This is a genomic window from Nostoc sp. 'Peltigera membranacea cyanobiont' 232 (genome assembly GCF_002245985.1).
GTDB lineage: Bacteria > Cyanobacteriota > Cyanobacteriia > Cyanobacteriales > Nostocaceae > Nostoc.
The window spans coordinates 24,516-49,773 of the sequence record NZ_NOLK01000027.1 but is presented as its reverse complement, the minus strand read 5'-3'; the positions used below and the strand labels follow the sequence as shown (position 1 = coordinate 49,773).

Here is a 25,258-nt window from a genome sequence, read left to right as displayed (position 1 = left end):
CGTAATTCGTAATTCGTAATTCGTAATTACGAATTAGTTAAAATCTTATTCCCAGTTGCCCGTTAAAACCACGAATAGAATTGTAACCAGCACCAACAAAAACGTTATTAGTAGCACCTACCTGAACGCCACCTGAAACCGCAACACCTTTATCTTCTGAATAAAGTCCAACTCCTACATAGGGTGAAATGACAGGTAGACTGATAAATTTCAAAACATCTACTCCCGTAGCACCATCAGGGCCAACTCCTAGCTCAACCCCGAAATTCAAAGCTCTAGCGCCTACAGCATAAGTTATGTCACCATCTTTTCCACCAACTTCAACCCAAGGTTGCGGTATAAGTTGAGCCGATGCTTGACTTGGGGCAAATAAAGCTAACAAACATATAGATGTAAGTAATGTTTTAGTAATAATCGCTATTTTCACATTATTCTCCTCCACTAACTGGTGTATCTTAATTGTCTTCTTAGGGAACTCCAAAAAATAAATTATTCAATTTGTCTACTCAACTAGACTTCTTTCTTCCTTGTCTCCCTTGTCCCCCTTGTCCCTCTGCGACGGAATATTTTTTTACTTGGAAATCCCTTACAACTACCCTTGCTTCAGCACTACTGTTAACTAGGGTTTGTCTATGATGGCTAATCGTGACGGATTGAAAGTCATTTGAGTGCCCGATGAGTGCAAGTTGTTTACTAAGTGCTACAAAAGTATAATTAGCCGCAATATTATTTACGTTATTAAGTAGGAAAAGTAGGATCTTTTATAAGAACCCTTGATTAACCTGTTGATAAGCTGTAAATTAGTGCGTAGTAGATAGTCAATATAAAACTATACAAAGAATTGAGAAAACGCAAGGGTTTGGGATTGCTTCTCTGCGAGATGCGATCGCCGAAATAGCAAATGTAGTCGCCGAAATAGCAAATGTAGTCGCCGAAATAGCAAATGTAGTCGCCAATATAGCAAATGTAGTCGCCAATATAGCAAATGCGATCGCCAAAATCACAACAAAGTAATACCAATTTAGGAAAATAATGCAACAGATAAACCATTTGTAGAGACGCGATGAATCGCGTCTTCACCCAAGGATGTGTTGCAATCATTAATTGAATTGGTATGCCCAATGCCCAATGCCAGGAATAATGGCATTTGTCGAATCGTTAAACAAAGAAAAAACTTGAGGTAAAATCTATGACACTGTATCAAGTAACTCAAACCACCGACAACGGAAACGGCGACACGGTAGGCAGCCTCAGCTATGCTATCCTCCAAGCCAACCGGAATGCAGGAACTGATGCGATCGAGTTCAAATCGAACATCAGAATTACGAGCGTGATGAAGACCCTGCTCAACAGTGATATCGTGGTCATCGGCAACGGCAAAACAGTCAGTGGCGATGCCAACAACAATGGGCAAACCGACAATGGAGATTTGCGTCCCTTCTTCATCAAGTCAGGAAACGTGAGTTTCTACGACCTGACGATTACCAATAGCACTGCTAAAGGAGGGGATAGCTTCGGAAGAGGAGGAGGCGGTGCGGGAATGGGAGGAGGGATGTTCATCTACGATGGGAACGTCTCTTTGAGCAATGTGACTTTTGATAGCAACCTAGCACAAGGTGGCAATGTCTCAAAACTCAACGTTATCGGCAGCGGCGGTGGTATGTTCGGCAACGGTGGCATAGGCATCGAAAAGGGTGGCGGCGGATTATTTGCTTCTAGTACTGGTAGTGGTACTGATGGCGGCTATGGTGGCAATGGTAACTACGGTGGCTTTGGTGGCGGCTTTGGCGGCTTTGGCGGCGGCGGTGGCGGCAAGAGCGGCTTTGGCGGCTTTGGCGGTGGCGGTGGCGCTGGTGGCGGCAGGGGCGGCTTTGGCGGCGGCGGTGGCGGCGACGCCAGCGGCTTTAGCAGCCAGGCCGGCTACGGCGGCGGCGACAGCAACAATACCTACGGCAATGGCGGCGCAGGTCTAGGAGGTGCTATTTTTATGCGTACTGGCAAACTCACCCTCAATTCCATTACCTTGAATAACAACCAAGCTAGGGGCGGCAGTGGAGGCGAGAACGGTCTAGGCGTGGGAGGGGCATTGTTCATTATGCGGGAGACTGCCATTACCTATCCCGTCTTTAGCGACGACAACATCCAAGGGATGCCCGACTCTTTGCCTACTGTTGTCTCTGAGGGAACGGAGCCAACTTACTCAGGTAATTCCGCCAGCGATGATACAGGAGCCACCGATAATAACGACAACGTATTTGGCACTCTCAACACCGTGGCTGACCCCAACTCCCTCGGTCAGTTATTCACTGGCACCAGCAGCAGCGAAACCTTTGATGGTGGTGGCGGCAACGACACCATAAATGGCGGTGGCGGCAATGACATCTTGCTTGGAGGTCAGGGCAACGACAACCTCAACGGTGATGCTGGCAATGACATCCTCTACGGCGGACTTGGCAATGACAATCTTAACGGTGGTGCAGGCAATGATACCCTGATTGGCGGTGCTGGGAGCGATCGCTTTACTTTCAATTCTGGACAAGCGTTCACCTCTTCTGATGTCGGACTAGATACCATCACCGATTTCACATCAGGGACTGACAAGATCGTTCTATCCAAATCCACCTTCACCAGCGTTGGTAGTGCCGTGGGCAATGGATTCAGTCAGACTGGTGAGTTTGATGTTGTCGATAATCTGAATCTCGTCACCGATCTTTTCGAGGGACTGGGAGCCGCCAATATCATTTACAATCGCCAAGATCGAGGTTTGTACTACATACCTGACGGTCTGGTGACGGGTCTTTTTGGAAGTCTGCAACCGGTTCAATTTGCCACGCTTCAAGGCGACTTCACACCAAATGCCAGCGATTTTCAGATTATCGCCTAGCTAGGGCAAACCCATCTAATTAGTATTGACAAAACGCTGTTTTTATGAGTTTTGTTATCGGTCAGCGCGATCGCCTTTCTTGCCCTGGGGTGCTTTGTACAAACACCGTTGAGGACTACATAAACTAAGGCTGGCGATCGCTCTTGGGCTGAAGGCACGAAACAGGAGGTTGAACTGGGAAGTTGTTGAACCACTTCGATTTTCCCAGTGCAAAACTCATCTTCTCTTTAGCCAGATCAGCCCAAGGGAAAATCCGATCTGGCAGTTATTGAATCGTTAAACAAAGAACAAACTAGAGGTAAAATCTATGACACTGTATCAAGTAACTCAAAGCACTGACAACGGAAACGGCGACACGGTAGGCACCCTCAGCTATGCCATCCTCCAAGCCAACCGGAATGCAGGAACTGATGCGATCGAGTTTAAATCGAACATCAGAATTACGAGCGTGATGAAGACCCTGCTCAACAGTGATATTGTGGTCATCGGCAACGGCAAGACCGTCAGTGGCGATGCCAACAACGATGGGATAACTGACAATCAAGATTTGCGTCCCTTCTTCATCAAGTCGGGAAACGTGAAATTCTCCGACCTGACGATTACCAATAGCACCGCTAAAGGAGGGTATGGCGGCAACACTGGAGGAGGTGGTGCAGGAATGGGAGGAGGGATGTTCATCTACGATGGCAATGTCTCTTTGAGTAATGTGACTTTTAGTAACAACCGAGCAGAAGGTGGCGTGGCCACCTCGGGAAGCTCCAACTTAAATACCGGCGGTGGCGGTGGTATGTTTGGCGGCGGCCAAGCCGGCGGCGGGGGATTGTTTGGTTCTAGCTTGACTGAGAATGGTGATCCGTATAGTGTAGGTACTGACGGTGGCTATGGTGGCAATGGGAACTACGGCGGCTACCGCGGCAATAGCTTCGACGGTAGCAATGGCGGCTTCGGTGGCGGTGGCGGCAACAACGGAGGTGCCGGCGGCTTTGGCGGAGGCGGCGGCATCAGCGTCAGAGGCACTGGCGGTAACGGCGGGTTCGGCGGTGGTGGTGGCGGTGGAAAGCCCAACAGCAATGGCCCGGGCGACACCTTTAGCAACGGTGGCGACGGCGGCTACGGTGGCGGCTTCGGCAGAGGCGGGACGGAGGGTAGCAGCGGCAAGAACGGGTTCGGCGCCGGCTACGGCGACACAAACCCAAACGACGGCGCAGGTATGGGAGGTGCTATTTTTATCCGTAGTGGCACCCTCACCCTCAATTCCGTCAAACTGAATAACAACGTAGCTCATGGTGGTAATGAATTCGTTAGCGATGGAACTCTAGATGAGGCTAAAGGCTTTGGAGGGGCATTGTTCATCATGAAGTCCACTACCAATACCAACGGCAACAACCAAGGGATGCCTACCACTTTGCCGACTGTTGTCTCTGAGGGGACGGAGCCAACTTACTCAGGTAATTCCGACACCGATGATAGCAACAATAATGATAGCGATAATAGCGACTATTTGGCACTCTCAACACCGTGGCTGACCCCAACGCCAGTAATCAGCTATTCACCGGCACCAGCAGCAGCGAAACCATTGATAAAGGTGCTGGCGACGACACCATAAACGGCGGTGGCGGCAACGACATCTTACTTGGAGGTCAGGGCAACGACAGCCTCAACGGTGGTACAGGCAATGACATCCTCTACGGCGGACTCGGCAATGACTTTCTCAACGGTGGTGCTGGCAATGATACCCTGATTGGCGGTGCTGGGAGCGATCGCTTTACTTTCAATTCTGGACAACAGTTCACCCAAGCTAACGCCGAACTAGTGGGACTAGATACCATCACCGATTTCGTGCGAGGTACTGACAAAATCGTTCTATCTAAAACCACTTTCACTGGCATTGGTAGTGCGGTGGGCAATGGATTCAGTCAAACTGGTGAGTTTCGAGTTGTCCAGAATAGCAATGCCCTGAGCAACCTTCTTGGGAGTCTCGGCCCAGTCAATATTGTTTACAACTTAGAGACGGGAGGCTTGAACTACATCTCTGACAATCCTTTGTCACTGAGGTTCACTCGATTTGCCACCATTCAAGGCAGCCCCGGACTGACTGCAAGCGATTTTCAGATTATCGCCTAGCTAGGACAAACTCATCTAATTAGAGGGGAAAGGGAAAAGGTTAAAGGGAAAGGGTTTTTTCTTAGCCCTTTCGCCTTTACCCCTTACCCCACTTCTGCAAGAAGTCTATTATTTTAATGACTGATTTATGGATTGAATTTGATTGGATAGCATACGGCTCAACTCTATGGCTTGATTATAAAGTTGTGTATAAGTTGGTTGGTCTAAATAGCCCACTTCTAACGCTACTCTTAAAAGACTGCGAACTTCCCCGGCAGACCCTTTAGCAATATTTAGAAAGTTTAAGTATTCTTTGCGAGAATATCGTTCAAATCCCTCAGCAATATTTGTAGGTATTGATACGCTTGCGCGTCTTAATTGATCCCTTAAACCAAAGTCTCTACTCAGTTCGCCTTCCTTAGTCCTTAAGTATATTTCCTTAACTAAGTCAATACCTTTTTGCCATACTCTTAAATCCTCAAAACTTTCAATTCTCTTCTTTTCCATTCCTTTCCCCTTTCCCCTTTCCCCTTATCTTAAAAAATGACACAACCAAAATTACACTTTATCTCTGGATTACCCCGTTCTGGTTCCACCTTACTCGGAGCTTTGCTGCGGCAAAATCCCCGATTTCACGCCAACATGAGCAGTCCTGTTGGGGGTCTGGTCAACAGTATGCTAGAAGCCATGAGTGAGAATAATGAGTTTTCAGTCTTTATTACACCAGAACAAAAACAAGCTCTAACTTTAACGATTTTTTCAACTTTCTATCAGCCCCAAGCAGATAAAGCAGTTATCTTCGATACCAATCGCCTTTGGTGTAGCAAATTGCCTTTAATCCACCAGCTATTTCCCGACGCGAAAGTGATTTGCTGCGTGCGGAATGTCGCTTGGATAATGGATAGTGTCGAACGGTTGATTAGGAAAAATGCTTTTGATGTGTCGCGTTTATTCAATAATTCTGGCGAACGTTCTACCGTTTACACGCGCACCGAAGCTTTAAGTCAGTCGGGAAGATTAGTCGGGTTTGCTTATAACGCTCTCAAAGAAGCTTTCTATAGCGAATATAGTAAATCTTTACTCTTGGTGGACTACGACATATTAAGCCAAGCCCCCGATAAAACCTTATCGCTGATTTATCAATTTCTGGGAGAGGAACCCTTTGAGCATGATTTTAGCAACGTGGAGTACCAAGCCAACGAATTCGATCGCCGCCTGAATACAGATGGACTGCATCACGTGCGCTCAAAAGTCGAGTTTCAACCTCGGATGACTGTTTTACCCCCTGATTTATTTGCTCAATATGAGGGTTTATCTTTCTGGGAGACTCCCACCAGCAGTAGTCTAGCCAATGTGATTGTCGCCCAGCAGCCACAGATTCCCCTAGCGCCCCCGCTAGAGGTGGGAAACAAGGCAAACGGATCTAGTGTTTTTTCAAACTTGAGATGATTTTAACCCTTAGCGATCGCTAATAACTAAAGGTTCGAGACTGTTGTTAAATATTAAATAAAACATGAAACAACAAGGTATAATTCTGTGGCTGACAGGCTTAAGTGGTGCAGGAAAAACAACTATCGCCCACCGTGTAGCCCAAGAACTCCAAAGGAGAAATCATCGCTTAGAAGTGCTAGATGGTGATGTCGTTCGCACCCATCTTTCACAAGAATTGGGTTTTAGCAAAAAAGACCGAGATACAAATGTGCGTCGCATTGGCTTTGTTGCAGAATTACTTAGTCGCAATGGCATAATAGCGATCGTTGCAGCAATCAGCCCCTACCGTGATGTTCGAGATCAACTCAAACAGACAACTACTAATTTTGTCGAAGTTTATGTAAATGCTCCACTTGCAGTTTGTGAATTCCGTGACGTGAAGGGACTTTATGCCAAAGCCAAGGCAGAACAAATCAAACATTTTACTGGGATTTCTGACCCTTATGAAGAACCATTAAATCCAGAAATTATCTGTCAAACGGATAAATTCACTATCGATCAATGTGTTAACCAAGTACTTTACTATTTAGAACACCAAAATTTGATTGTTGCTGATAAAAATCTTATGCCAACTTCCTCACAATACATGAGAAAGGGATGATTTAATTATGAAAAATTGATGGTTTATAATTTAAGCTAAAACTTTAATTAATCAAGGTATAGGACTCCTATTTGATTTTTGAATAAAATTAGGTATGTAGGGTGTGTTAGAACGAAGTTCGTAACGCACCATTCTCAAGGGTTTGGTGCCGTACTCTCCGCGATAACACCCTACGGATCTTTTCAGAAATAAAACCGGATTCCTATAGATTAAAACTATGATTACCTAACTATAGGACTAGTACCGCAAGGCGGAATTCAAAATTCAAAATTCAAAATTCAAAATGAATACAGCGTAAGCCTTTCGTTGATTTGAAATGGTAGCTTTATTTACGCCGTGGTGTACTAGTAGCCTACTTTGAGACTTTGCGTCCCTTACTCACAGCAGCAACTCTACTCAAAAGTGGACACATCTCGTAGCAAACTAGGAATTTCCCCTTGAGAGAAAGAAAACTCCAGCAAAGTTTCTCTAAGACCTAAATATCCAGATTCAGCAAAAGACAAAAGCATTCGTGAAAGTGCTAGCCACACCTCCGGCTCATATTCCCAATCACGATAACGCGAAGCTTTCCCAGCAATTGAACGTAGCGCCCAGAAATAAGAGTTCCGCACCACCGAACCACCCTTTTTAAACTCTGGCAAATCTTCGTGGTTGATAAAAAGTATTTGATTTTCAATTTTGGCTCTCATCGCAATTTTAGATTTTAGATTAAAAGTAAATTTTAAGTAGTGGGTTACGGCTTTAGCCTAACGCACCATATTTATCCTAATAATGTAGAGATTTGGTTATTGCAAAATCTCTACATTTAACACCTAAAAATTGGCACTTAAACCCACGCGAAAAGTAAATCCAGGGCTATAAATGCGATTAACTCGCTCATATTGCTCGCCGAGTAAATTTTCTAGGTAAACTCTCAATCCTAAATTACTAAGTAGGTGGGTGAGAAAATTTATAACTATGTCATTGCGAACGCAACGAAGTGGAGTGAAGCAATCACAAGGTTTTCACCGCTTTTACTTTTCGTTACATAGTTATATTTATTTGTGCCTGCCTACTTAGATAAATATCTGCATCATCGCTTGGAGTTTGCTCTGTTTCTGGATTAACTTCACTCGGTACAGATTGTTGAGTTAATAATTCGGCATTTATGACGGGTAGCCCAATTTCACTCAAACTTGGAATATCTGAAATGGCTTCGGTTGATTTATCAGTATTTATTTCCTTAATTTCACTATCAGCAGCCAAGCCAGGAAACGCTATGAGCAAACTTGGTAAAGTCACTGTTAGCCACAAAAAATCCTTTTTCACGTTCTCTTTCACACCAACGAAAACAGTCACCACGTAGTATTGTTGCTGTAATATTGACACTCTCAGGTCTAAAGACACTGAGATTCTTTAATCAAAGACATGACTTGCTCATCCAAGATTACTCCAGCATGAGTAGTGGTCGCATCTCCTAAAGCGTTGCTTGCGTCTAGCGCAAAGGTTCCGGTATGCCCTACCGTACCCAATCCTCGACTAAGGATAATTCTAGCTGCGTTCTCATCCCTGTCCATCACACATCCGCATGAACATACGTGCGTTCTAGTGGATAGTGTTTTTTTGACAATTTCACCACAGCTAGAGCATTCTTGACTCGTGTATTGCGGATTAACCGCAAGAGTCGCTTATATCTCAGGGCTGAAGCCACTGAGCTTTACGCTTACCGGCTAATTTGTAAAATTGTGTCAAAAGACACGCCGTCATATTTCCCCAGTTCAGATGAGACTGTTAGTCAATTCACTGACTATGGGTTTAACTCCAAAGCAGCCGCATTTAAATAAGCTAGGAGCCATGTAAAGAGCCATTTAGGGGGGGATATTTAACCCCTTGCTCCCTCCAGCTATTTGTTGCCGTGTGCTTAAATTTTTACTACTTAAGGAATAGAGATTTTTATTACTAATGATAGAGTAATAAATTTGATATATGGAGTTAAAGTGAAATGTTAGTGCATTTAAGAGAGTTATTAGTAACTATAAAATTCAACTAATTATTCAAAATAATCGAAGTTGATTAATTGCCAAAAAAGTAATTATTGAAAATTAACTTATGTATGTAGCAGTATGGCCAGGGAATGTATATCCTTTAGGTGCAACTTGGGATGGTAAGGGGACAAACTTCGCTTTATTTTCAGAAAATGCAACTGGGGTAGAGCTTTGTTTATTTGATAACGATGACGAAGAGATTCGCGTGCCTTTGACAGAAAAAAACAATTTTGTTTGGCATGGTTACTTACCAGGAATCGGGCCCGGTCAAAAATATGGGTTTAGAGTGCATGGGATGTGGGCACCAGAAGCAGGTCATCGATTTAATGCAAACAAACTATTAATTGACCCCTACGCTAAAGCAATTGATGGTCAGTTTAGTAACGATCCATCTGTCTTTGCCTATTCTCTAGATGCTGAGGAAAAAGACTTAGTTTTTTCTGAACTAGATGATGCCAAAATAATGCCTAAATGTGTTGTCGTCGATCAATCTTTTGATTGGGAAGATGACAAACTGCTTGGTACACCTTGGCATACAACTGTTATTTATGAAACTCATGTCAAAGGTTTTACAAAGCTACATCCAGCTATTCCAGAAGAGTTGCGTGGTACTTATGCAGGGTTGGCACACCCAGCTGCAATTCAACATTTACTGCAATTAGGAATTACAGCAGTTGAATTGATGCCAGTGCATCACTTTCTATCCCATCCGGGACATTTAGAAGATAAAGGATTAAACAATTACTGGGGCTACGATTCCATCAACTATTTTGCCCCCTATTCTAGTTACAGTGCTAGTGGAACTGCGGGTCAACAAGTCACCGAATTCAAGCAAATGGTTAAGGCACTACATTTTGCCGGAATTGAAGTGATTTTAGATGTCGTCTACAACCATACTGGTGAAGGAAATCATTTCGGTCCAACGCTATCTTTGCGAGGTATTGATAATTCTGTATATTATCGCTTGGTAAAAGACGATCCTCGCTACTACATGGATTTTACAGGCTGTGGTAACTCTCTGAATGTGCGTCATGCTCAAGTTCTGAAGTTAATTATGGATAGCCTGCGCTATTGGGTAATAGAAATGCATGTAGATGGCTTCCGATTTGATTTAGCCTCGGCACTAGCACGAGAATTATATGAAGTAGATAATCTATCAGCTTTCTTTGACATTATTCATCAAGACCCAATCCTAGCAGATGTGAAGCTAATTGCTGAACCTTGGGACTTAGGAGAAGGAGGCTATCAAGTCGGGAACTTTCCACTGCGTTGGTCTGAGTGGAATGGGAGATATAGGGATACAGTCAGAGATTTTTGGCGTGGTGTAGATGATAGTTTAGGACAATTTGCTTACTGTTTTACGGGTAGCCCTGACCTGTATCAAACAAACGGGCGCAATCCAAATGCAAGTATTAATTTCATAACTGCTCATGATGGTTTCACGTTAAATGATTTAGTCAGTTACAACGAAAAACATAACCACGCAAACGGGGAAGATAATAGAGATGGTGAAAGCCATAATAGATCCTGGAATTGTGGTGCTGAAGGCGAAACCGATGATGCAGAAGTGATGCGTTTGCGCGAACGGCAACGACGAAACTTTTTAGCAACTCTAATGCTATCTCAAGGTGTGCCAATGCTATTAGAGGGAGATGAAATTGGCTGTAGTCAAAAAGGTAATAATAATGTCTACTGCCAAGATAATGAGATTTCCTGGCGGCATTGGGATTTGCATAAAGCGAACTCAGATTTACTTGACTTCACACGCGAACTAATTGATTTTCGCCATCAGCATCCAGTATTTCGCCGGCGTAAGTGGTTTCAAGGTCGCCCCATCCACGGTTTAGGGATTAATGATATTGCTTGGTTTAATGCTGATGGTAGTGGAATGACTGAGAAGCAATGGCTAATTAGTTATGCCAAAGTAATGGAGATTTTCTTGAATGGGCAAGGAATTCTTACTCCAGGAGATCGTGGTGAGCGAATTATTGATGAAAGTTTTCTACTATTTTTTAATGCTCACTATGAGTTACTTGAGTTTGCTTTACCCAATGACTTTAAAGACAAGGTATGGGAGATAGTAATTGACACTAATGAACCTCGCTTTTTACATCGAGGAAAATTAGTTTCAGGTTCTCAAAGTGTACCAGTTACAGATCGCTCTCTGATGCTGTTACGTCTTATTAGTTAGAAGATGTTTGAAAAATCCTAGAGTATAAGCTGTTCCACATTTGAATTGCATAATTAGGGCGGGCAAGATGCCCACCCTACAAGAGTTATAAAAATTGAGGGAGAATATCAAGTCAGTCAGTTTCAAGGTAGCGATGCCTGCGGCAACCCCTTTGGGGAACGCATTATCTCACCTACTTTCCCCGAATTAAATTTAACCGCCGAACAAGTTTTTCAAGCTGGTGGATACCCTGTATAGCTTTTACAGTCTTATAAAAAAGCGATTTCAGTTACAGAAGAAATTTTTTGTCGCAAATTCTTCAGCAAATCGAGAGTTTTTTCGTAGGCGACTCTCTTTCCTTGATTGTCAAAGTACTCAGATGCTTTTTGTAAATCAGACATTGCATCTAAATGATATCCTAAGCGATAACGAGCTATTCCCCGATTAATGTAAGCCTGAGCATTACTGGGGTTGAGTCTGATGACTTGAGAAAAATCACGCACTGCACCAAAGTCATCTCTATTTCGTCCGCAAGCGCAACCCCGGTTAAAATAAGCTCGATAATCGTTAGCGTTGAGACGAATTGCTAGATTAAAGTCGAGCATAGCTGCTTGGGTATCTTGCAAGATAAAATGCGCCAAACCTCGGTCATTGTAGATATCTGCAAGCAGTAAACTAGTGATTTGGGGAATTTGAGTTAGGGCTAAATTAAAGTCAAGAATTGCCTCCGAGTCTTTCCCATCCCCAGCACGGGCTAATGCTCGGTTGTAGTAAGCTCGAAAATCGTAGGGTTTAAGTGCGATCGCTCGATTATGATCGACAATGGCAGCAAGATAATCTCCTTGTCTGTAGTGTGCTACTCCCCGGTTCAGATAAGCCTCAGAGTCATCAGGTGCAAAATTTATGGCTTGGGTACAATCTGCGATCGCTTGATGGTAATCTTGTAATTGGAGATAAGCAAGACAGCGATCGCTATAAGCAAAAGCCAAATCTTTCTCAAGTTCAATCGCCTGATTAAAATTCTCTATTGCTTCCTGGTAATTACTTCGCCGCATCTTATCTACACCCAACTGCAAGAAATCACTCGCTGTAATTTGGGTAATTAAAACGGGTGCTGAATTTGCGGATAAAGTCAAAAAAGTCAGAGTTAAAGCAATAATTACACTGATAAATAATCGCCAGAAATTATCCATAGTACCAACTTAGGATAGGTAGTATTGTTTGATGTTCTTGCAACAGTCTTTTTATCAAGACTCTTAGGGGTTGAATGAACAAGTATTTGACTGTGATTTTAGGCAGTTGTTGATCCCCCCTAACCCCCCGATAAATTGGGGGATTTAGGGGGATCTAGAACGTTTTGATACCTATAATAAGACTTTTCAAACAGCCTCTTAATCCAAAATTGGTATAAGCATCCTAATTTGAAAATTTCGGCAACCCTAAAATTCGCGGGACAAAAGCCCCGCAAATTGTTAATTTTTGAAGTTAGATGTTAGTTTACTTCCAGTCCTTATCTGCTTGTGAAAGCACATAAGCCGCTACATCTTCAATCTGGCTATCTTTTAAACGTTTGCCGAAGGCGGGCATGGCATTTTTACCTTTTGTAACCTGGGAAATAATCGCCTCTGCTGAGTACATATCATACTTTTCCAAAGCGTCTTTCTTCAGACTTTTGGCAGCTTGAACCAGATTCTTACCACCAGCATGACAAGAAGCACAATTAGCACTAAATACTTTAGCTCCACCAACAGCATCCCCTGCCAAAGCTGGACTGCTGAAGGCAAAGGTGAAGATTGCTATGCCTAACAGCATGACTGTAATCAATTTTTTCATTTCGTGTTCTCTCTGCAATAACGGCTTATTGGGTGCAATATCCTCCATAATTGTCAGTTGAGCCGCTCCTATAGTCAAACGACAAGCTGTCAAACTTCCCTTTAAAATTTTTGAATTTTTTGGTTTTTAGATACAGAGTCATATCTAGCGACAAACTGCTTTTCATTTACGCTGATAATGAAAATGCAAATTTATATAAATATTTAATATTTTATAACCGAAAAATGATAGGCGTTTAAGGATGAAATATTCAAAATATTCATCTTTTATACTTCATCCTTTGTTTTTTATTTAACAGTTCCTAACTGAGTAAGCGCATCTTCTGTAACACGGCAAATTCGCCAATCATCTAATATAGATGCTCCCATACTGCGGTAGAATGCTTTAGCTGGTTCGTTCCAATCCAACACACTCCACTCTAAACGCCCATAGTCACGTTCTACAGTTATCTGGGCTAATTTAGTAATGAGAGCCTTACCAATACCTTGCCTACGATATTCTGGTAAAACAAATAAGTCTTCCAGATAAATTCCTGGCTTGGTCAAAAATGTTGAATAATTATGAAAAAATAGGGCAAAACCAACAGTTTGACCGGCAGATTCTGCTAAAATCGCTTCTATATATCTGTGCGAGCCAAATAAATGCTCTTTCAATGCCAGAGCATTGCCAGTGACAGCGTGAGATAATTTTTCATACTCAGCAAGCCCCTGAATTAATTGAAATAGTACGCTGTAATCAGTTGGTTCAGCAAAACGCAAAATCAAATTGCTACACGAAGTCATTAGTCTATAGTCCATAGTTCATAGTCCATAGTCTATAGGCAACTGGGCAATTTTTTTTGAGTAATGACTAAATAAAAGCCGAAAAAAGGTACAGAATGCCTGGTTTTTGTAGATGTTGATAGATGAAGCTCAAGGAATATACAGATACAAGCTCGCCTTCATTCGTTAGGAATGTGGATTTAATAAAGAGCAAGTTTTGTAGGGTGTGTTATGAACATTTATCCTAACGCACCTAAAATTGATGATGGTGCGTTACGCTACGCGATAACACATCCTACGAAATTGAAAGTTTTGCACTTTATTCGATCCATATTCGTTAGTTAAGCTAATTAGGTCAGGTATTACATCTGTATCTTTGTAAATGTAACTAAATCAACCAACCTTTTAAGCGTTTAGCTATATGGGGACGGCGCAATTTCCGCATGGCTTTGCTTTGAATTTGACGCACTCGCTCACGAGAAAGATTGAACATATTGCCAACTTCTTCTAAGGTACAGGGTTCGCTGGTTGTCAAACCATAGCGCAGAGAAATTACATCTTTCTCCCGTGGAGTTAACACGTCACCCAATACTTCCCAAATCTCCTGACGCATCATGTTTTCATTCATTTTTGCTTCTGGAGACAGATTATCTTCATCTTCTAGCAAATCCATCAATTCCGTGTCTTCTTCTTTACCAACGCGGTGGTTAAGAGAAAGTGCTTGACGGCGTAATTGTTGTAGTTGGCGTAGTTGTTGGACACTAATTTCCAAAGTTTCTGCCATTTCACCTTCGGTAGGATTACGACAGAGTTTTTGTTTGAGTTCTCGTTGAGCTTTTTTCAGCTTGTTAAGCTTTTCAACAATATGAATAGGTAGCCGAATTGTCCGCGCATCGTTAGCTATAGCCCTAGTAATCGCTTGTCTAATCCACCAATAGGCGTAAGTAGAAAACTTGTATCCCTTGTCTGGATCGAACTTTTCTGTAGCGCGATTTAAACCCATTGCTCCTTCCTGAATTAAATCCAGAAAAGGCACTCCCCGATTTAGATATCGCTTGGCAATAGAAACTACTAATCTCAAGTTAGAGCGAATCATTTTGCGTTTCGCTACTCTACCTTGATACAAGCGACTTTCGAGTTGCTTTTCCGTCATTTCTAGCTCGGAAGCTACTTCTAGTTTGCTCGGTTCGTGTCCCAGTTTTAAGTTTAAAGCAGCTTGTAATTCCCTAATTTCCTCTAGAAACCTAACTCGCCGCGCTAACTCCACCTCTTCATCAGCTTTTAGAAGCGGATAACGCGCCATCTCTTTAAAAAACGCGCCGACAGCATCATCATGCTCGGTTTTATTGTATCCCGAAGGACGGGCCGCGGCCATATCATCCCCGTCGCGTTCATCTGATTCCAGATTTTCTACTACAATTGGAGTCTCTTCATCTGCTACTACATCTAAACTATCGAGTGATGGTTCTTCAATATCAGCAACATTCTCCAGTATTTCCATTTTTCCCAATTCAACAATATTCATAGTTTCCTTTAGGGATTGTTGTTTTGTTTGGTACATAATTTAGTTTCAGCTACTCCTTTGAGGCTTGGTAGTTTTCCCTAATGGACGAATGCACCTGTTTATATGGCAAATAGAAGCTTCTGCTAATTTCTATTCAGGAATAAAAATATGTATCTACCTACAACCTACGGGTTACAGTTAGATACAACCTATAACGAAACTAACCTTAGCACCCAACAAAACTTTCTTCTCAGGCTTCCAACAGATTATATTCTTCATTTTTTTCTTAATTATCAAATATGTCAAACCCCCTCAAACTTTCTCAACTTAAACAAACATAAAATTTTCAGCTAACTATCCAAATTTCTTAAACTTTCATATATTTTTCTAAATAAATATTTTTATGTTTATGTATTGGAAGTCACTAGATAAACTCAAAACCTGGTGATGGGGTTATGAATTACCAATTTCAAGTAACCAAGATGATACAAATTACAATAATGGCAGCTTAATTTGGGACGATCTTACTTGTATAAAAGCATCTCATATACAGAAAGGGTTGAATATCTATCGATAGGCGGAAAAAGGCTACTCCCTATTTAGTAGATAGAGCAACTGTTGCAGCAAGTGCCGACATGCTTTTATTTGTATAGTGGGTACCAAATATTTATTGCATGTATAGTTGATACGAATTTGTCTAGTAGATTACATAAGAGGAAACTTATCAAGTATTATGAATGATAACAGTATTGAGAAATACTATTTAAATTTAAGAAAGCAAAAAATTAGAGTTTATCTAGCTAGGTTAATTTTGACCAGCTATGTGAGGAAAACATCTAACTATAAAGTCAGCAACTATGTATATTAATGATGTAATTTTATCTCCTTTAGTGGTGGCTCAAGCTAGTGAATCGTACCATTCAGGTACAACTCTTAATAGGTGGGTTGAAGTATTGGTAGACTGTCCAGGAAGTACAGGATTATTTACTTATCGATTGCCAGCCCAGTTAGAAATAAAACCAGGAGATATTTTGAGCGTGCCATTTGGGGCACAACAATTAGGAGCGATCGCAATTCGGTTACTGGCACAACCAAATATCGATTTAGCACCAGAAAAAATCCGGGAGGTAGAAGATATAGTCAGCGTTGGATTTTTCCCAAGTGCTTATTGGGAATTACTCAATCGAGTTGCTGCATATTACTATACGCCCCTGATTCAAGTAATCCGGGTTGCTCTACCACCAGGGTTGCTGGGGCGATCGCAACGTCGCCTCCGTCTGGTTAGAGGAGGGCGGGCAGGGGGGAGTAGTTATTTACTGGCATCTCCTAATCCTTCAGCTTTTTTGACTCCAACCGCGCGGCAAGTTTGGGAACTTTTGCAAGGGCAGCCGGCGGGGGATTATAGTTTCGCTTACCTTCAACAAAAAGTCAAATCTGCCTATCGGGGAATTCGGGAGTTGCTGCGATTCGGTTTAGTAGAAAGCTACTTAGAACCGCCACGGCTGACTCGACCAAAGCTGCAAAAAGCAGTTACGCTTACAGGTGCAATCGATAGCGACTTAACTAGCCGCCAACGAGAGATTTTGGAAGTGCTGCGGCGGCATAATGGGGAGTTGTGGCAAAATGAATTACTGCAAATTTGCAATGCTAGTTCTTCTATCCTCAAAACGTTGACACAAAAGGGTTACATCGTTATTGAAGAACGGGAAGTATTGCGAACCGAACAGGGGCCAGCATTGGCAGGTGATGGCGCTAAATCTTTAACTACCGCCCAAGCTAGCGCTTTAGAGACAATCCAGACATTAGATGGATTTGCTGAAGTTTTATTGCATGGGGTGACAGGTTCAGGAAAAACCGAAGTATATTTGCAAGCGATCGCACCTCTCATCAACCAAGGCAAATCCGCCCTCGTTTTAGTCCCAGAAATTGGACTTACACCCCAGCTAACCGATCGTTTTCGCGCCCGTTTTGGCAATAAAGTTAGCGTGTATCACAGCGCCCTCTCCGATGGCGAACGTTATGACACTTGGCGGCTTATGCTCACAGGAGAACCGCAAGTTGTCATTGGTACGCGCAGCGCCGTTTTCGCCCCTTTGCCCAATTTGGGTTTAATTATTTTAGATGAAGAACACGACAGCAGCTTTAAGCAAGACTCACCCATACCCACCTACCACGCCCGCACCGTTGCCCAATGGCGAGCCGAATTAGAAAATTGTCCCTTGATGTTGGGTTCCGCTACGCCTTCATTAGAGAGTTGGATAAGCGTTAGGAGGCAGGAGTTATTACTTAAGTTTGCCCGAACGTGTCAACTCCCGCCCTTTACCACCCGTGGAAATCGTTGATATGCGGCAAGAGTTGCAGCAGGGAAATCGTTCTATATTTAGTAGATCCCTACAAGAAGCTTTGCAACAGTTGCAAGAGAGAAAACAACAGGGAATTTTATTTATTCATCGTCGGGGACACAGTACCTTTGTATCTTGCCGCAGTTGTGGATATGTGTTGGAATGTCCGCACTGTGATGTTTCGCTGGCGTACCACCACACCGAAGAAAAAGCGCCGGAATTATTGCGGTGTCATTATTGTAATTATGCGCGATCGCATCCCAAATTCTGCCCCGATTGTAGTTCCCCTTACCTGAAATTTTTCGGTAGCGGTACTCAGCGAGTCACGCAAGAATTAGCGCGACAGTTCCCAGAGTTGCGCTTGATTCGTTTTGATAGCGATACCACCCGCAACAAAGGCTCACACCGAACTCTACTCACCCAGTTTGCTAACGGCGAAGCAGATTTATTAGTGGGTACGCAAATGCTTACCAAAGGTTTGGATTTACCACAGGTGACACTTGTGGGCGTTGTCGCCGCCGATGGATTGCTAAATTTATCAGATTATCGCGCCAGTGAACGGGCATTTCAAACCTTGACTCAAGTCGCTGGACGGGCTGGTAGAGGCGACGATCCAGGGAGGGTGATTGTACAAACTTACACTACAGAGCATCAGGTAATTGCAGCAGTGCGATCGCACGATTATCACTCTTTCTCCCAAGCTGAGTTAGAACAACGGCAAGCCCTCAATTATCCCCCTTATGGGCGGTTAATTTTGTTGCGCTTAAGTAGTCTCGATCCCATTCAAGTGCAAAATACCGCGCAAATCATCGCCACAGCCTTGAGTACAGAAGAAGAATTCGAGATATTAGGCCCAGCACCAGCGAGTATTTTACGGGTAGCTAATCGTTATCGCTGGCAAATCTTGATAAAATTTGCCCCCGATGCCTTGCCACAATTGCCAGATTGGGAAGAAGTGCGATCGCTTTGTCCGCCCTCTGTTAGCCTAACTATTGATGTAGACCCATTAAATATTATGTGAATTAAAAGAAAGAATCCCGGTCATCATTGATGATAGTACCGACTCCTTGGTTATTAGCAAACCTAGCATTTGCCGCACCAGAGAGATTGACAAAAAATGTTTCGTTGCTTTCAACTTTATTATCACCTGTGACACCAATACTAATAGTTTTGCTGGTTTCCCCAGGATTAAAAACGACCGTCCCTAAAGCCGAATTGTAATCATAGTCAGAAGTTTTAGCAGTACCATCGCTCGTGCTGTAACTTACAACTATTGGTTGATAGAATTCACTGGAAAGAGTGACGACAAATTTAGCATTAGTTGTCATCCCTGTGGTGCCTTCATTCAGTGAGACATCTCCAATGCTAATGGCCGGAGGTTCGTCATCATTTATGATAGTAGCCACTCCCAAGCTATCAGTAATTGTGGCATTTGTCGCACCAAAGAGATTGACAGAAAATGTCTCATTGGCTTCAAATTTGTTATCGCCGATGACACCAATACCAAGAGTTTTGCTGGTTTCGCCAGGAGCAAAAATAATCGTCCCGGAAGCAGAGTTGTAATCAGAGTCAGCAACTTGAGCAGTGCCATCACTCGTGTTGTAATTTACAGTAACCTGCTGCAAACTGGGTGCAGAGAGAGTGACAGTAAATTTAGCATTATTTGTTGTTCCTGCGTTACCTTCAAGAAGGGAGATATCCGAGATGCTGATAGTTGATTGGTTGTCATCATCAATGATAGTACCAACTCCTAAACTATCAGTAAATGTGGCATTTGTTGCACCAGAAAGATTCACACAAAATGTCTCGTTGGCTTCAGTTTTATTATCGCCAGTGATACCAACACCAAGAGTTTTACTGGTTTCGCCAGGAGCAAAAATAATCGTCCCGGAAGCAGAGTTGTAATCAGAGTCAGCAACTTGAGCAGTACCATCACTCGTGTTGTAATTTACAGTAACTTGCTCAGAACTGGCATTAGAGAGACTAATCGTAAAGTTAGCATTAGTTGTTGTTCCTGTGTTGCCTTCTGTAACAGAGACATCCGAGATACTGATAGTTGGTCGGCTGTCATCGTTGATAATGTTAGCAACTCCTAAACTGTCAGTAATTGTGGCATTTGTCGCACCCAAAAGATTGACAGCAAATGCCTCATTTGTTTCAAATTTGTTATCGCCAATGACACCAATACTAAGAGTTTTACTAGTTTCCCCTGGATTAAAAGTAATTGTCCCTAAAGCAGAGTTGTAATCAGAGTCAGCAGCTTGAGCAGTACCATCACTCGTGTTGTAATTTACAGTAATCTGCTGATAACTGGTATTAGAGAGACTAATCGTAAAGTTAGCATTAGTTGTTGTGCCTGTATTGCCTTCGGTAACAGAGACATCCGAAATACTGATAAGTGGTTGGTTATCATCATTGATGATAGTACCAACTCCTAAATTATCTGCGATCGCGGCATTTGTCGCACCTAAAAGATTGACAGCAAATGTCTCGTCAGTTTCAGTTTGATTATCACCGATGACACCAATGCTAAGAGTTTTACTGGTTTCCCCAGGAGCGAAAGTAATTGTTCCTAAAGCAGAATTGTAATCAGAATCAGCAATTTGGGCACTACCATCACTCGTGTTGTAATTTACAGTAACTTGCTGATAACTAGGATTAGAGAGACTAATAGTAAAGTTAGCATTAGTTGTTGCCCCTGTGTTGCCTTCAGTAACAGAGACATCCGAGATGCTGATAGTTGGTTGGCTGTCATCGTTGATAATGCTAGCAATTCCTAAACTATCAGTAATTGTGGCATTTGTCGCACCCAAAAGGTTAACAGAAAACGCCTCGTTAGTTTCAAACTTGTTATCACCGATGACACCAATACTAAGAGTTTTGCTAGTTTCCCCAGGAGCGAAATTAATCGTTCCTAAAGCAGAATTGTAATCAGAATCAGCAATTTGGGCACTACCATCACTCGTGTTGTAATTTACAGTAACTTGCTGATAACTAGGATTAGAGAGACTGATAGTAAAGTTAGCATTAGTTGTTGTGCCTGTATTGCCTTCAGTAACAGAGAGATCCGAAATGCTGATAGTTGGTTGGCTGTCATCATTGATAATGCTAGCCACTCCTAAACTATCAGTAATGGTCGCATTTGTCGCACTCGAAAGGTTAACAGAAAACGCCTCGTTGGTTTCAAACTTGTTATCGCCGATGACACCAATGCTAAGAGTTTTACTGGTTTCCCCAGGAGCGAAAGTAATTGTTCCTAAAGCAGAGTTGTAATCAGAGTCAGTAGCTTCGGCTGTACCATCACTCGTGTTGTAATTTACGGTAATCTGCTGATAACTAGGATTAGAGAGACTAATAGTAAAGTTAGCATTAGTTGTTGTCCCTGTATTGCCTTCAGTAACAGAGACATCCGAGATACTGATAGTTGGTTGGCTGTCATCATTGATGATATTAACTGTAGCTGAACTGTTAGTAATTGTGGAATTTGCTGGTGCAGCTGTGAGGTTGGGGTTACTTAGGTTAACAGTCATATCTTCATTGAGTTCAAAGATGTTGTCACCCAAAACATCGGCTGTAATTGTCTTTGTCTTTTCCCCAACAGCAAAGCTTAAAGTCCCAGATGCAGCAGTTCCTCCACCTGTAACTTGAATATTGTTATAGTCACTACCAAAAGTTGCCGTACCGATAAAAGCATAATCTACAGTGCTAGCCACGCCAATACCACCACTGCGAGTAACCGTGAAGGTAACAGCTTGAGTACCGCTATTACCTTCAGTTAAATTTGAAGTGGCGCTGGAAATTGCATATTGAATCGAATCATTAGCAGCAATACTCAGAGTAGTTTCAGTTATTGTCCCTAAATCAGCCCCTATTAGCGTGCCGAAGTTGAGTACAACTGTTTCTGCATTCTCAGGTAAGTCGTCTGGGTTAATAGTAAAAGTAATTAGCTTTGTTAAATTTGAACCTGTCGCCCCAGCAGCAAAGGAAATAGTCGTAGGAGAAAAAGTATAATCGTTGCCATTAGTAGCCGTACTACTATTTTTGACGATAATAGGAACTGTGACCGCCGTTTCTGGAGAGGCATTTAAGGTAACAGGAATAGTTACTATAGTGGCGGTACTATCTTCCGTTGTATTGTACGTAGCAGCACCAAAGCTAACTTTTGGAAGTAGGGATTCAAATGCCCCAATGTCAATTCTGCCGCTTTCAATCCGGTTAAAACCTGTGCCGCGTTGGTCGGTAGTTAAGCCACCATTGTAAGCCGGATCGCCAGCATTCCTGGCAGGACTGGAAGAGCTTAGGGCGTGAGTTTGTGTAGAACCACCATAATCTCCCAAAGGTTTGAGTCCGGGGTTGGGGTTAATAATATCTGTACCCGTGCCCAGAGTCCCGGATGATTTACCAGCAAGACTGCCAATCAGGTTGTAAGCATTACCATTGAAGTTGATACCAGAGATATCTGGCGCTTGATTACCTGTGTCAATATTGCCCGCAATGATGCTATTGCTAATGCTTACCGTGCCACCAGACCTAAAAATGCCGCCACCATTACCTGTGCCATTGTTATCACTATCAGCGCTATTCCCAAAAATAGTGCTATTACTCACTGTGGCATTGTTGGTGTAGATGCCACCACCAGAAGATTTAGATGTATTGCTAGAAATAGTGCTATTGCTGATGCTAAGACTAGTACTGCTGTAAATGCCGCCGCCGTTGTTGTTCGCGGTGTTGCCAAAAATAGTACTATTGCTGAGTGTAACACTACTGCTGTAGATGCCCCCGCCGCTAATGTTCGTGGTGTTGCTGGAAATGATGCTATTGCTGAGTGTGACACTACTGGTGCTGTAGATGCCGCCCCCATTGTTATTTCCTGCATTTCCCCCAGTTATGTTCAACCCATCAATTGAGAGGGAGGCACTAGCATTAAAAACACGGGAAGCATTGTTACCACTGATGGTGAGTTTATTAGCTCCAGTTCCTTGAATTATCACTCCTTCAGTAACATTCAATTCCCCAGAAGTCAGGGTAATAGTATCAGGGGTAGCATCACCAAATATCCCAGTCGGATCAAAGATAATTGTCTCAATCCCCGGATCGTTATTGGCATTGATAATAGCTTGTCTCAACGAGCCAGCACCGCTGTCATTAGTGTTAGTTACTATATAGGTGGTGTTATCGACTTTGACAGATACATCGTCGATCGCTAAACCGTGATCGTTGCCTCCATCATCTATATCTTCCCAACGCAATATAATCTCTTCACCGTTAGCTATTGGGGTAGCTAGGGTAATTGTTACAGGTGTGATAACAACTTTATTGGCAAGTTGATTGCCATTTAAGGCTGCTGCGGTTCCAGTTGCAATTGGGCTGGTGAAATCTAACGATGTGGCAGAATTCCATGTTCCTGTTGTCAAATTTGTCAGAGTTGACCCAGTTTGATAACTAAATTTCAGCTGTTGCAGCGATGTATTACCACCATTACGCCATTGTTCGCCCGTATAACCTACTTGCAACTGAGTAATTGATGAACCTGTATTGTTTTGGAGGCGCAACCCATAATAAATAGTTCCCGTACTACCAGAAGCGACAGAACCAAGTGCCCGATCTCCGGTCGTACCAAAACTATACAATCCACCTGTATTATTACTGCCACTACCAACGTTGTAATTTGTTCTCGTGGCATACCACCCGGAAATGGTTGAATCATCAACCCAAGAAATAGATGTTCCAGAATTAGCTAATGTGTTGAAGTTTTGAGAGTATGTGCCAGTAAAACTAGCTGGCAAAATAGACTGGTAAGCCTGCATTACTTCAGGTTTAAATGCCAGGGATGCCTCAATTTTTCCAGTCTTTACCTCTAAATCCCAGTCGCCACCTAAAGCTGCACTTCCTGTTTTGTCAGTGGAAGCAGCAACATCTGCCCCAGTAATTCGGCTCAGAAACTGCACAAATTTTGTGCCTTGACCACTGGCTACATCACAGCCATAAAGTAGAATGTCAGCTTTATCAGTTAAAACATTTGCCCACTTTTGTAACTGATTGGCATAGCTATTAAGGTTGGTGAGGTTAAGATAAGTTGACCCCAATTGCAAACTCCCCTCACCACCGTGGGAGACAATGTGAACTGATTCAACTGAGTCAGGTTTACACCCTGCTAAAAACTCGCTGATTTGCGTTAAACCGTCTCGATTATGGTCAAGGATAACGACTTCACTACCCAGTGTTATCCCAGCTACCAAGCTTTGGTAATCGAGAACTGCTGTATCTATAAAAACAATATTTCTGCCTGCTTCTAATAACTTTTTGGTGGAATTACTTTGGGCTTCAGAGTGATTATTTTCTGTCATCATAGTTATTGTCCTCTAATAAAAATTTTGATTGAATAAAAGACTTGTTAGTTCTAAAGATTTACGTTAATAGCATTTATCACACAACATCAAATAGGAAGCGAATGACTCAACATCCGCTTCCATGCTCAACTGGAATTGGTAACAAAATCTCTTGTTTTTTTGAAAGAAAACCGCAATATTTCTAATCGTTATACGAACCCTAGAAAAACTAAGTTATGTTCTATCTATATTTCTTCTAGTACAATAAAATTTATACTGTATAAAAAATACAAGCAACTGTAATTATACTTAAATAGAGCGGAGCTACCCCAATACGATTTAGAAATTTCGCGTCTTTACGATTTATTTTGAGGATTTTGCGATCGCTCTTATCTAGAAAAAGCTATACTCTGTAACTAAAAAACCACTGTATTTACACTTAAATCTGGTCTAGCACCTAGCTCGATGTGAATGAATCTAGTTAATCAACAATTCTGGTGCTACCAATCCTTTTTGGATCGCTAAGACTGCGGCTTGAGTGCGATCGCGTACTTCTAGTTTCTGTAAAATAGCATGGACATGAACCCGCACTGTACCAGGGGCAATGTAGAGAATTTCAGCAATTTCTTGATTGCTTTTACCTGCTGCTACCAGTGCCAAAATTTCTTGCTCTCGCTTCGTTAGGGGATTTTCTAGGGTTCCCTCAGTTTTTGCAGGCAGCACCACAGTAGAATTACCCTCAAAAGCTGCTCTAATCTCTGTTGTTGCCGTTTGATCCCACCAAGAAGCCCCGGCTGCAACCGATCGCACTGCCAATATTAGAGACTCAGCAGGAATACCTTTCAGGCAGTAACCTTGTGCCCCGGCAGCAATTAACCGTGAAATCAGGGGTTTTTCAGAACGAGACGTTAACACAAGAATTGGTAAATTTGGGTGCTTCTGCTTAATTTGCCGACAAGCCTCAATTCCACCAATGCCCGGTAAACCTATATCCATCAATACCAAATCCAGAGGATAGCGATTTGCTAATTCTAAAGCTTGTTCTCCATCTTCTGCCTCTGCGACAATCTCCAAAGTAGTTTCTTGTTGCAAACGCATCCGCAGACCAAGCCGAAACAATTCATCGTCTTCAACAAGTAAGATTTTTGTCATTGGTCATTTGTCATTGGTCATTTGTCATTGGTCATTTGTCATTTGTCATTTGTCATTGGTCATT

18 protein-coding genes and 3 pseudogenes are annotated in these 25,258 nt (G+C 42.6%); 8 read left to right on the top strand and 13 right to left on the bottom strand.

Annotated features, from left to right (window positions below; genetic code table 11):
- Positions 1-37: 37 nt before the first annotated feature.
- Positions 38-427 (bottom strand): hypothetical protein, encoded by a 390-nt coding sequence (locus tag CDG79_RS11885; protein WP_094342317.1) that lies wholly within the window; start codon positions 425-427, stop codon positions 38-40.
- Between the two features lie 350 nt (positions 428-777).
- Positions 778-1,101, bottom strand: a complete 324-nt coding sequence (locus tag CDG79_RS42290) for a hypothetical protein (protein ID WP_189524971.1) — start codon at positions 1,099-1,101, stop codon at positions 778-780.
- 88 nt (positions 1,102-1,189) lie between these two features.
- Between CDG79_RS42290 and CDG79_RS44805 the strand changes: the two genes are divergently transcribed.
- A complete protein-coding gene (locus CDG79_RS44805) occupies positions 1,190-2,884 on the top strand; it encodes a calcium-binding protein (RefSeq protein WP_189524970.1) in 1,695 nt (564 codons plus the stop codon).
- 54 nt (positions 2,885-2,938) lie between these two features.
- On the opposite strand, the gene CDG79_RS42280 is transcribed toward CDG79_RS44805, so the two are convergent.
- On the bottom strand, positions 2,939-3,097 hold the full coding sequence (locus CDG79_RS42280; protein WP_189524969.1) for a hypothetical protein: 159 nt from the start codon (positions 3,095-3,097) through the stop codon (positions 2,939-2,941).
- A 94-nt stretch (positions 3,098-3,191) separates the two neighbouring features.
- Here CDG79_RS42280 and CDG79_RS44800 point away from each other — a divergent pair, with 94 nt between their 5' ends.
- Both CDG79_RS44800 and CDG79_RS11850 read left to right on the top strand, forming a co-directional pair.
- A complete protein-coding gene (locus CDG79_RS44800; protein WP_189524968.1) occupies positions 3,192-4,490 on the top strand; it encodes a hypothetical protein in 1,299 nt (432 codons plus the stop codon).
- Positions 4,403-5,008 (top strand): M10 family metallopeptidase C-terminal domain-containing protein, encoded by a 606-nt coding sequence (locus tag CDG79_RS11850; RefSeq protein ID WP_094342312.1) that lies wholly within the window; start codon positions 4,403-4,405, stop codon positions 5,006-5,008. The genes CDG79_RS44800 and CDG79_RS11850 overlap by 88 nt, the downstream gene beginning before the upstream one ends.
- A gap of 108 nt (positions 5,009-5,116) precedes the next feature.
- Here the strand turns inward: CDG79_RS11850 and CDG79_RS11845 are convergent, their stop codons facing one another.
- Complete coding sequence (locus CDG79_RS11845) at positions 5,117-5,494, bottom strand: four helix bundle protein (protein WP_094342311.1); 378 nt, start codon at positions 5,492-5,494, stop codon at positions 5,117-5,119.
- A gap of 36 nt (positions 5,495-5,530) precedes the next feature.
- Between CDG79_RS11845 and CDG79_RS11840 the strand changes: the two genes are divergently transcribed.
- Both CDG79_RS11840 and cysC read left to right on the top strand, forming a co-directional pair.
- Positions 5,531-6,436, top strand: a complete 906-nt coding sequence (locus CDG79_RS11840; protein WP_094342310.1) for a sulfotransferase family protein — start codon at positions 5,531-5,533, stop codon at positions 6,434-6,436.
- Between the two features lie 64 nt (positions 6,437-6,500).
- Positions 6,501-7,079, top strand: a complete 579-nt coding sequence (cysC, locus tag CDG79_RS11835) for an adenylyl-sulfate kinase (RefSeq protein WP_094342309.1) — start codon at positions 6,501-6,503, stop codon at positions 7,077-7,079.
- Between the two features lie 392 nt (positions 7,080-7,471).
- Here cysC and CDG79_RS11830 read toward each other — a convergent pair whose 3' ends face one another.
- The 3 genes and pseudogenes from CDG79_RS11830 to CDG79_RS11820 form a co-directional block, all read right to left on the bottom strand.
- The gene (locus CDG79_RS11830) at positions 7,472-7,768 is read right to left on the bottom strand and encodes a hypothetical protein (RefSeq protein ID WP_094342308.1); all 297 of its coding nucleotides are present in this window, start codon (positions 7,766-7,768) and stop codon (positions 7,472-7,474) included.
- Positions 7,769-8,102: 334 nt separating this feature from the next.
- Positions 8,103-8,465 carry a hypothetical protein gene (locus CDG79_RS11825; RefSeq protein ID WP_189524967.1) on the bottom strand — a complete coding sequence of 121 codons (363 nt, stop codon included), beginning with the start codon at positions 8,463-8,465 and terminating at the stop codon, positions 8,103-8,105.
- Positions 8,456-8,743, bottom strand: a pseudogene (locus CDG79_RS11820) (zinc ribbon domain-containing protein); the annotation flags it as partial. The pseudogene CDG79_RS11820 and the gene CDG79_RS11825, both read right to left, overlap by 10 nt.
- Before the next feature lie 424 nt (positions 8,744-9,167).
- On the opposite strand from CDG79_RS11820, the gene glgX reads away from it, so the two are divergent.
- Positions 9,168-11,294, top strand: a complete 2,127-nt coding sequence (glgX, locus tag CDG79_RS11815; RefSeq protein ID WP_094342307.1) for a glycogen debranching protein GlgX — start codon at positions 9,168-9,170, stop codon at positions 11,292-11,294.
- Positions 11,295-11,387: 93 nt separating this feature from the next.
- A pseudogene (locus CDG79_RS43610) lies at positions 11,388-11,531 on the top strand (Uma2 family endonuclease); the annotation flags it as partial.
- Positions 11,532-11,542: 11 nt separating this feature from the next.
- Here CDG79_RS43610 and CDG79_RS11810 read toward each other — a convergent pair.
- The 4 genes from CDG79_RS11810 to CDG79_RS11795 all read right to left on the bottom strand — a co-directional run bounded on the left by CDG79_RS11810 (position 11,543) and on the right by CDG79_RS11795 (position 15,428).
- The gene (locus CDG79_RS11810; RefSeq protein ID WP_094342306.1) at positions 11,543-12,466 is read right to left on the bottom strand and encodes a tetratricopeptide repeat protein; all 924 of its coding nucleotides are present in this window, start codon (positions 12,464-12,466) and stop codon (positions 11,543-11,545) included.
- Positions 12,467-12,770: 304 nt separating this feature from the next.
- Positions 12,771-13,106, bottom strand: coding sequence for a cytochrome c6 PetJ (petJ, locus tag CDG79_RS11805; protein WP_094342335.1), 336 nt, complete (start codon positions 13,104-13,106; stop codon positions 12,771-12,773).
- Positions 13,107-13,393: 287 nt separating this feature from the next.
- Entirely contained in the window at positions 13,394-13,888 is a 495-nt protein-coding gene (locus tag CDG79_RS11800; RefSeq protein WP_189524966.1) for a GNAT family N-acetyltransferase, read from the bottom strand.
- A 367-nt stretch (positions 13,889-14,255) separates the two neighbouring features.
- On the bottom strand, positions 14,256-15,428 hold the full coding sequence (locus CDG79_RS11795; RefSeq protein ID WP_094342304.1) for an RpoD/SigA family RNA polymerase sigma factor: 1,173 nt from the start codon (positions 15,426-15,428) through the stop codon (positions 14,256-14,258).
- Between the two features lie 800 nt (positions 15,429-16,228).
- On the opposite strand from CDG79_RS11795, the pseudogene priA reads away from it, so the two are divergent.
- Positions 16,229-18,734, top strand: a pseudogene (gene priA, locus CDG79_RS11790) (primosomal protein N').
- A gap of 1 nt (position 18,735) precedes the next feature.
- Here the strand turns inward: priA and CDG79_RS11785 are convergent.
- Positions 18,736-24,063 carry a Calx-beta domain-containing protein gene (locus CDG79_RS11785; protein ID WP_094342303.1) on the bottom strand — a complete coding sequence of 1,776 codons (5,328 nt, stop codon included), beginning with the start codon at positions 24,061-24,063 and terminating at the stop codon, positions 18,736-18,738.
- Between the two features lie 456 nt (positions 24,064-24,519).
- Positions 24,520-25,194 (bottom strand): response regulator transcription factor, encoded by a 675-nt coding sequence (locus tag CDG79_RS11780; protein WP_094329133.1) that lies wholly within the window; start codon positions 25,192-25,194, stop codon positions 24,520-24,522.
- Positions 25,195-25,258: the final 64 nt, after the last annotated feature.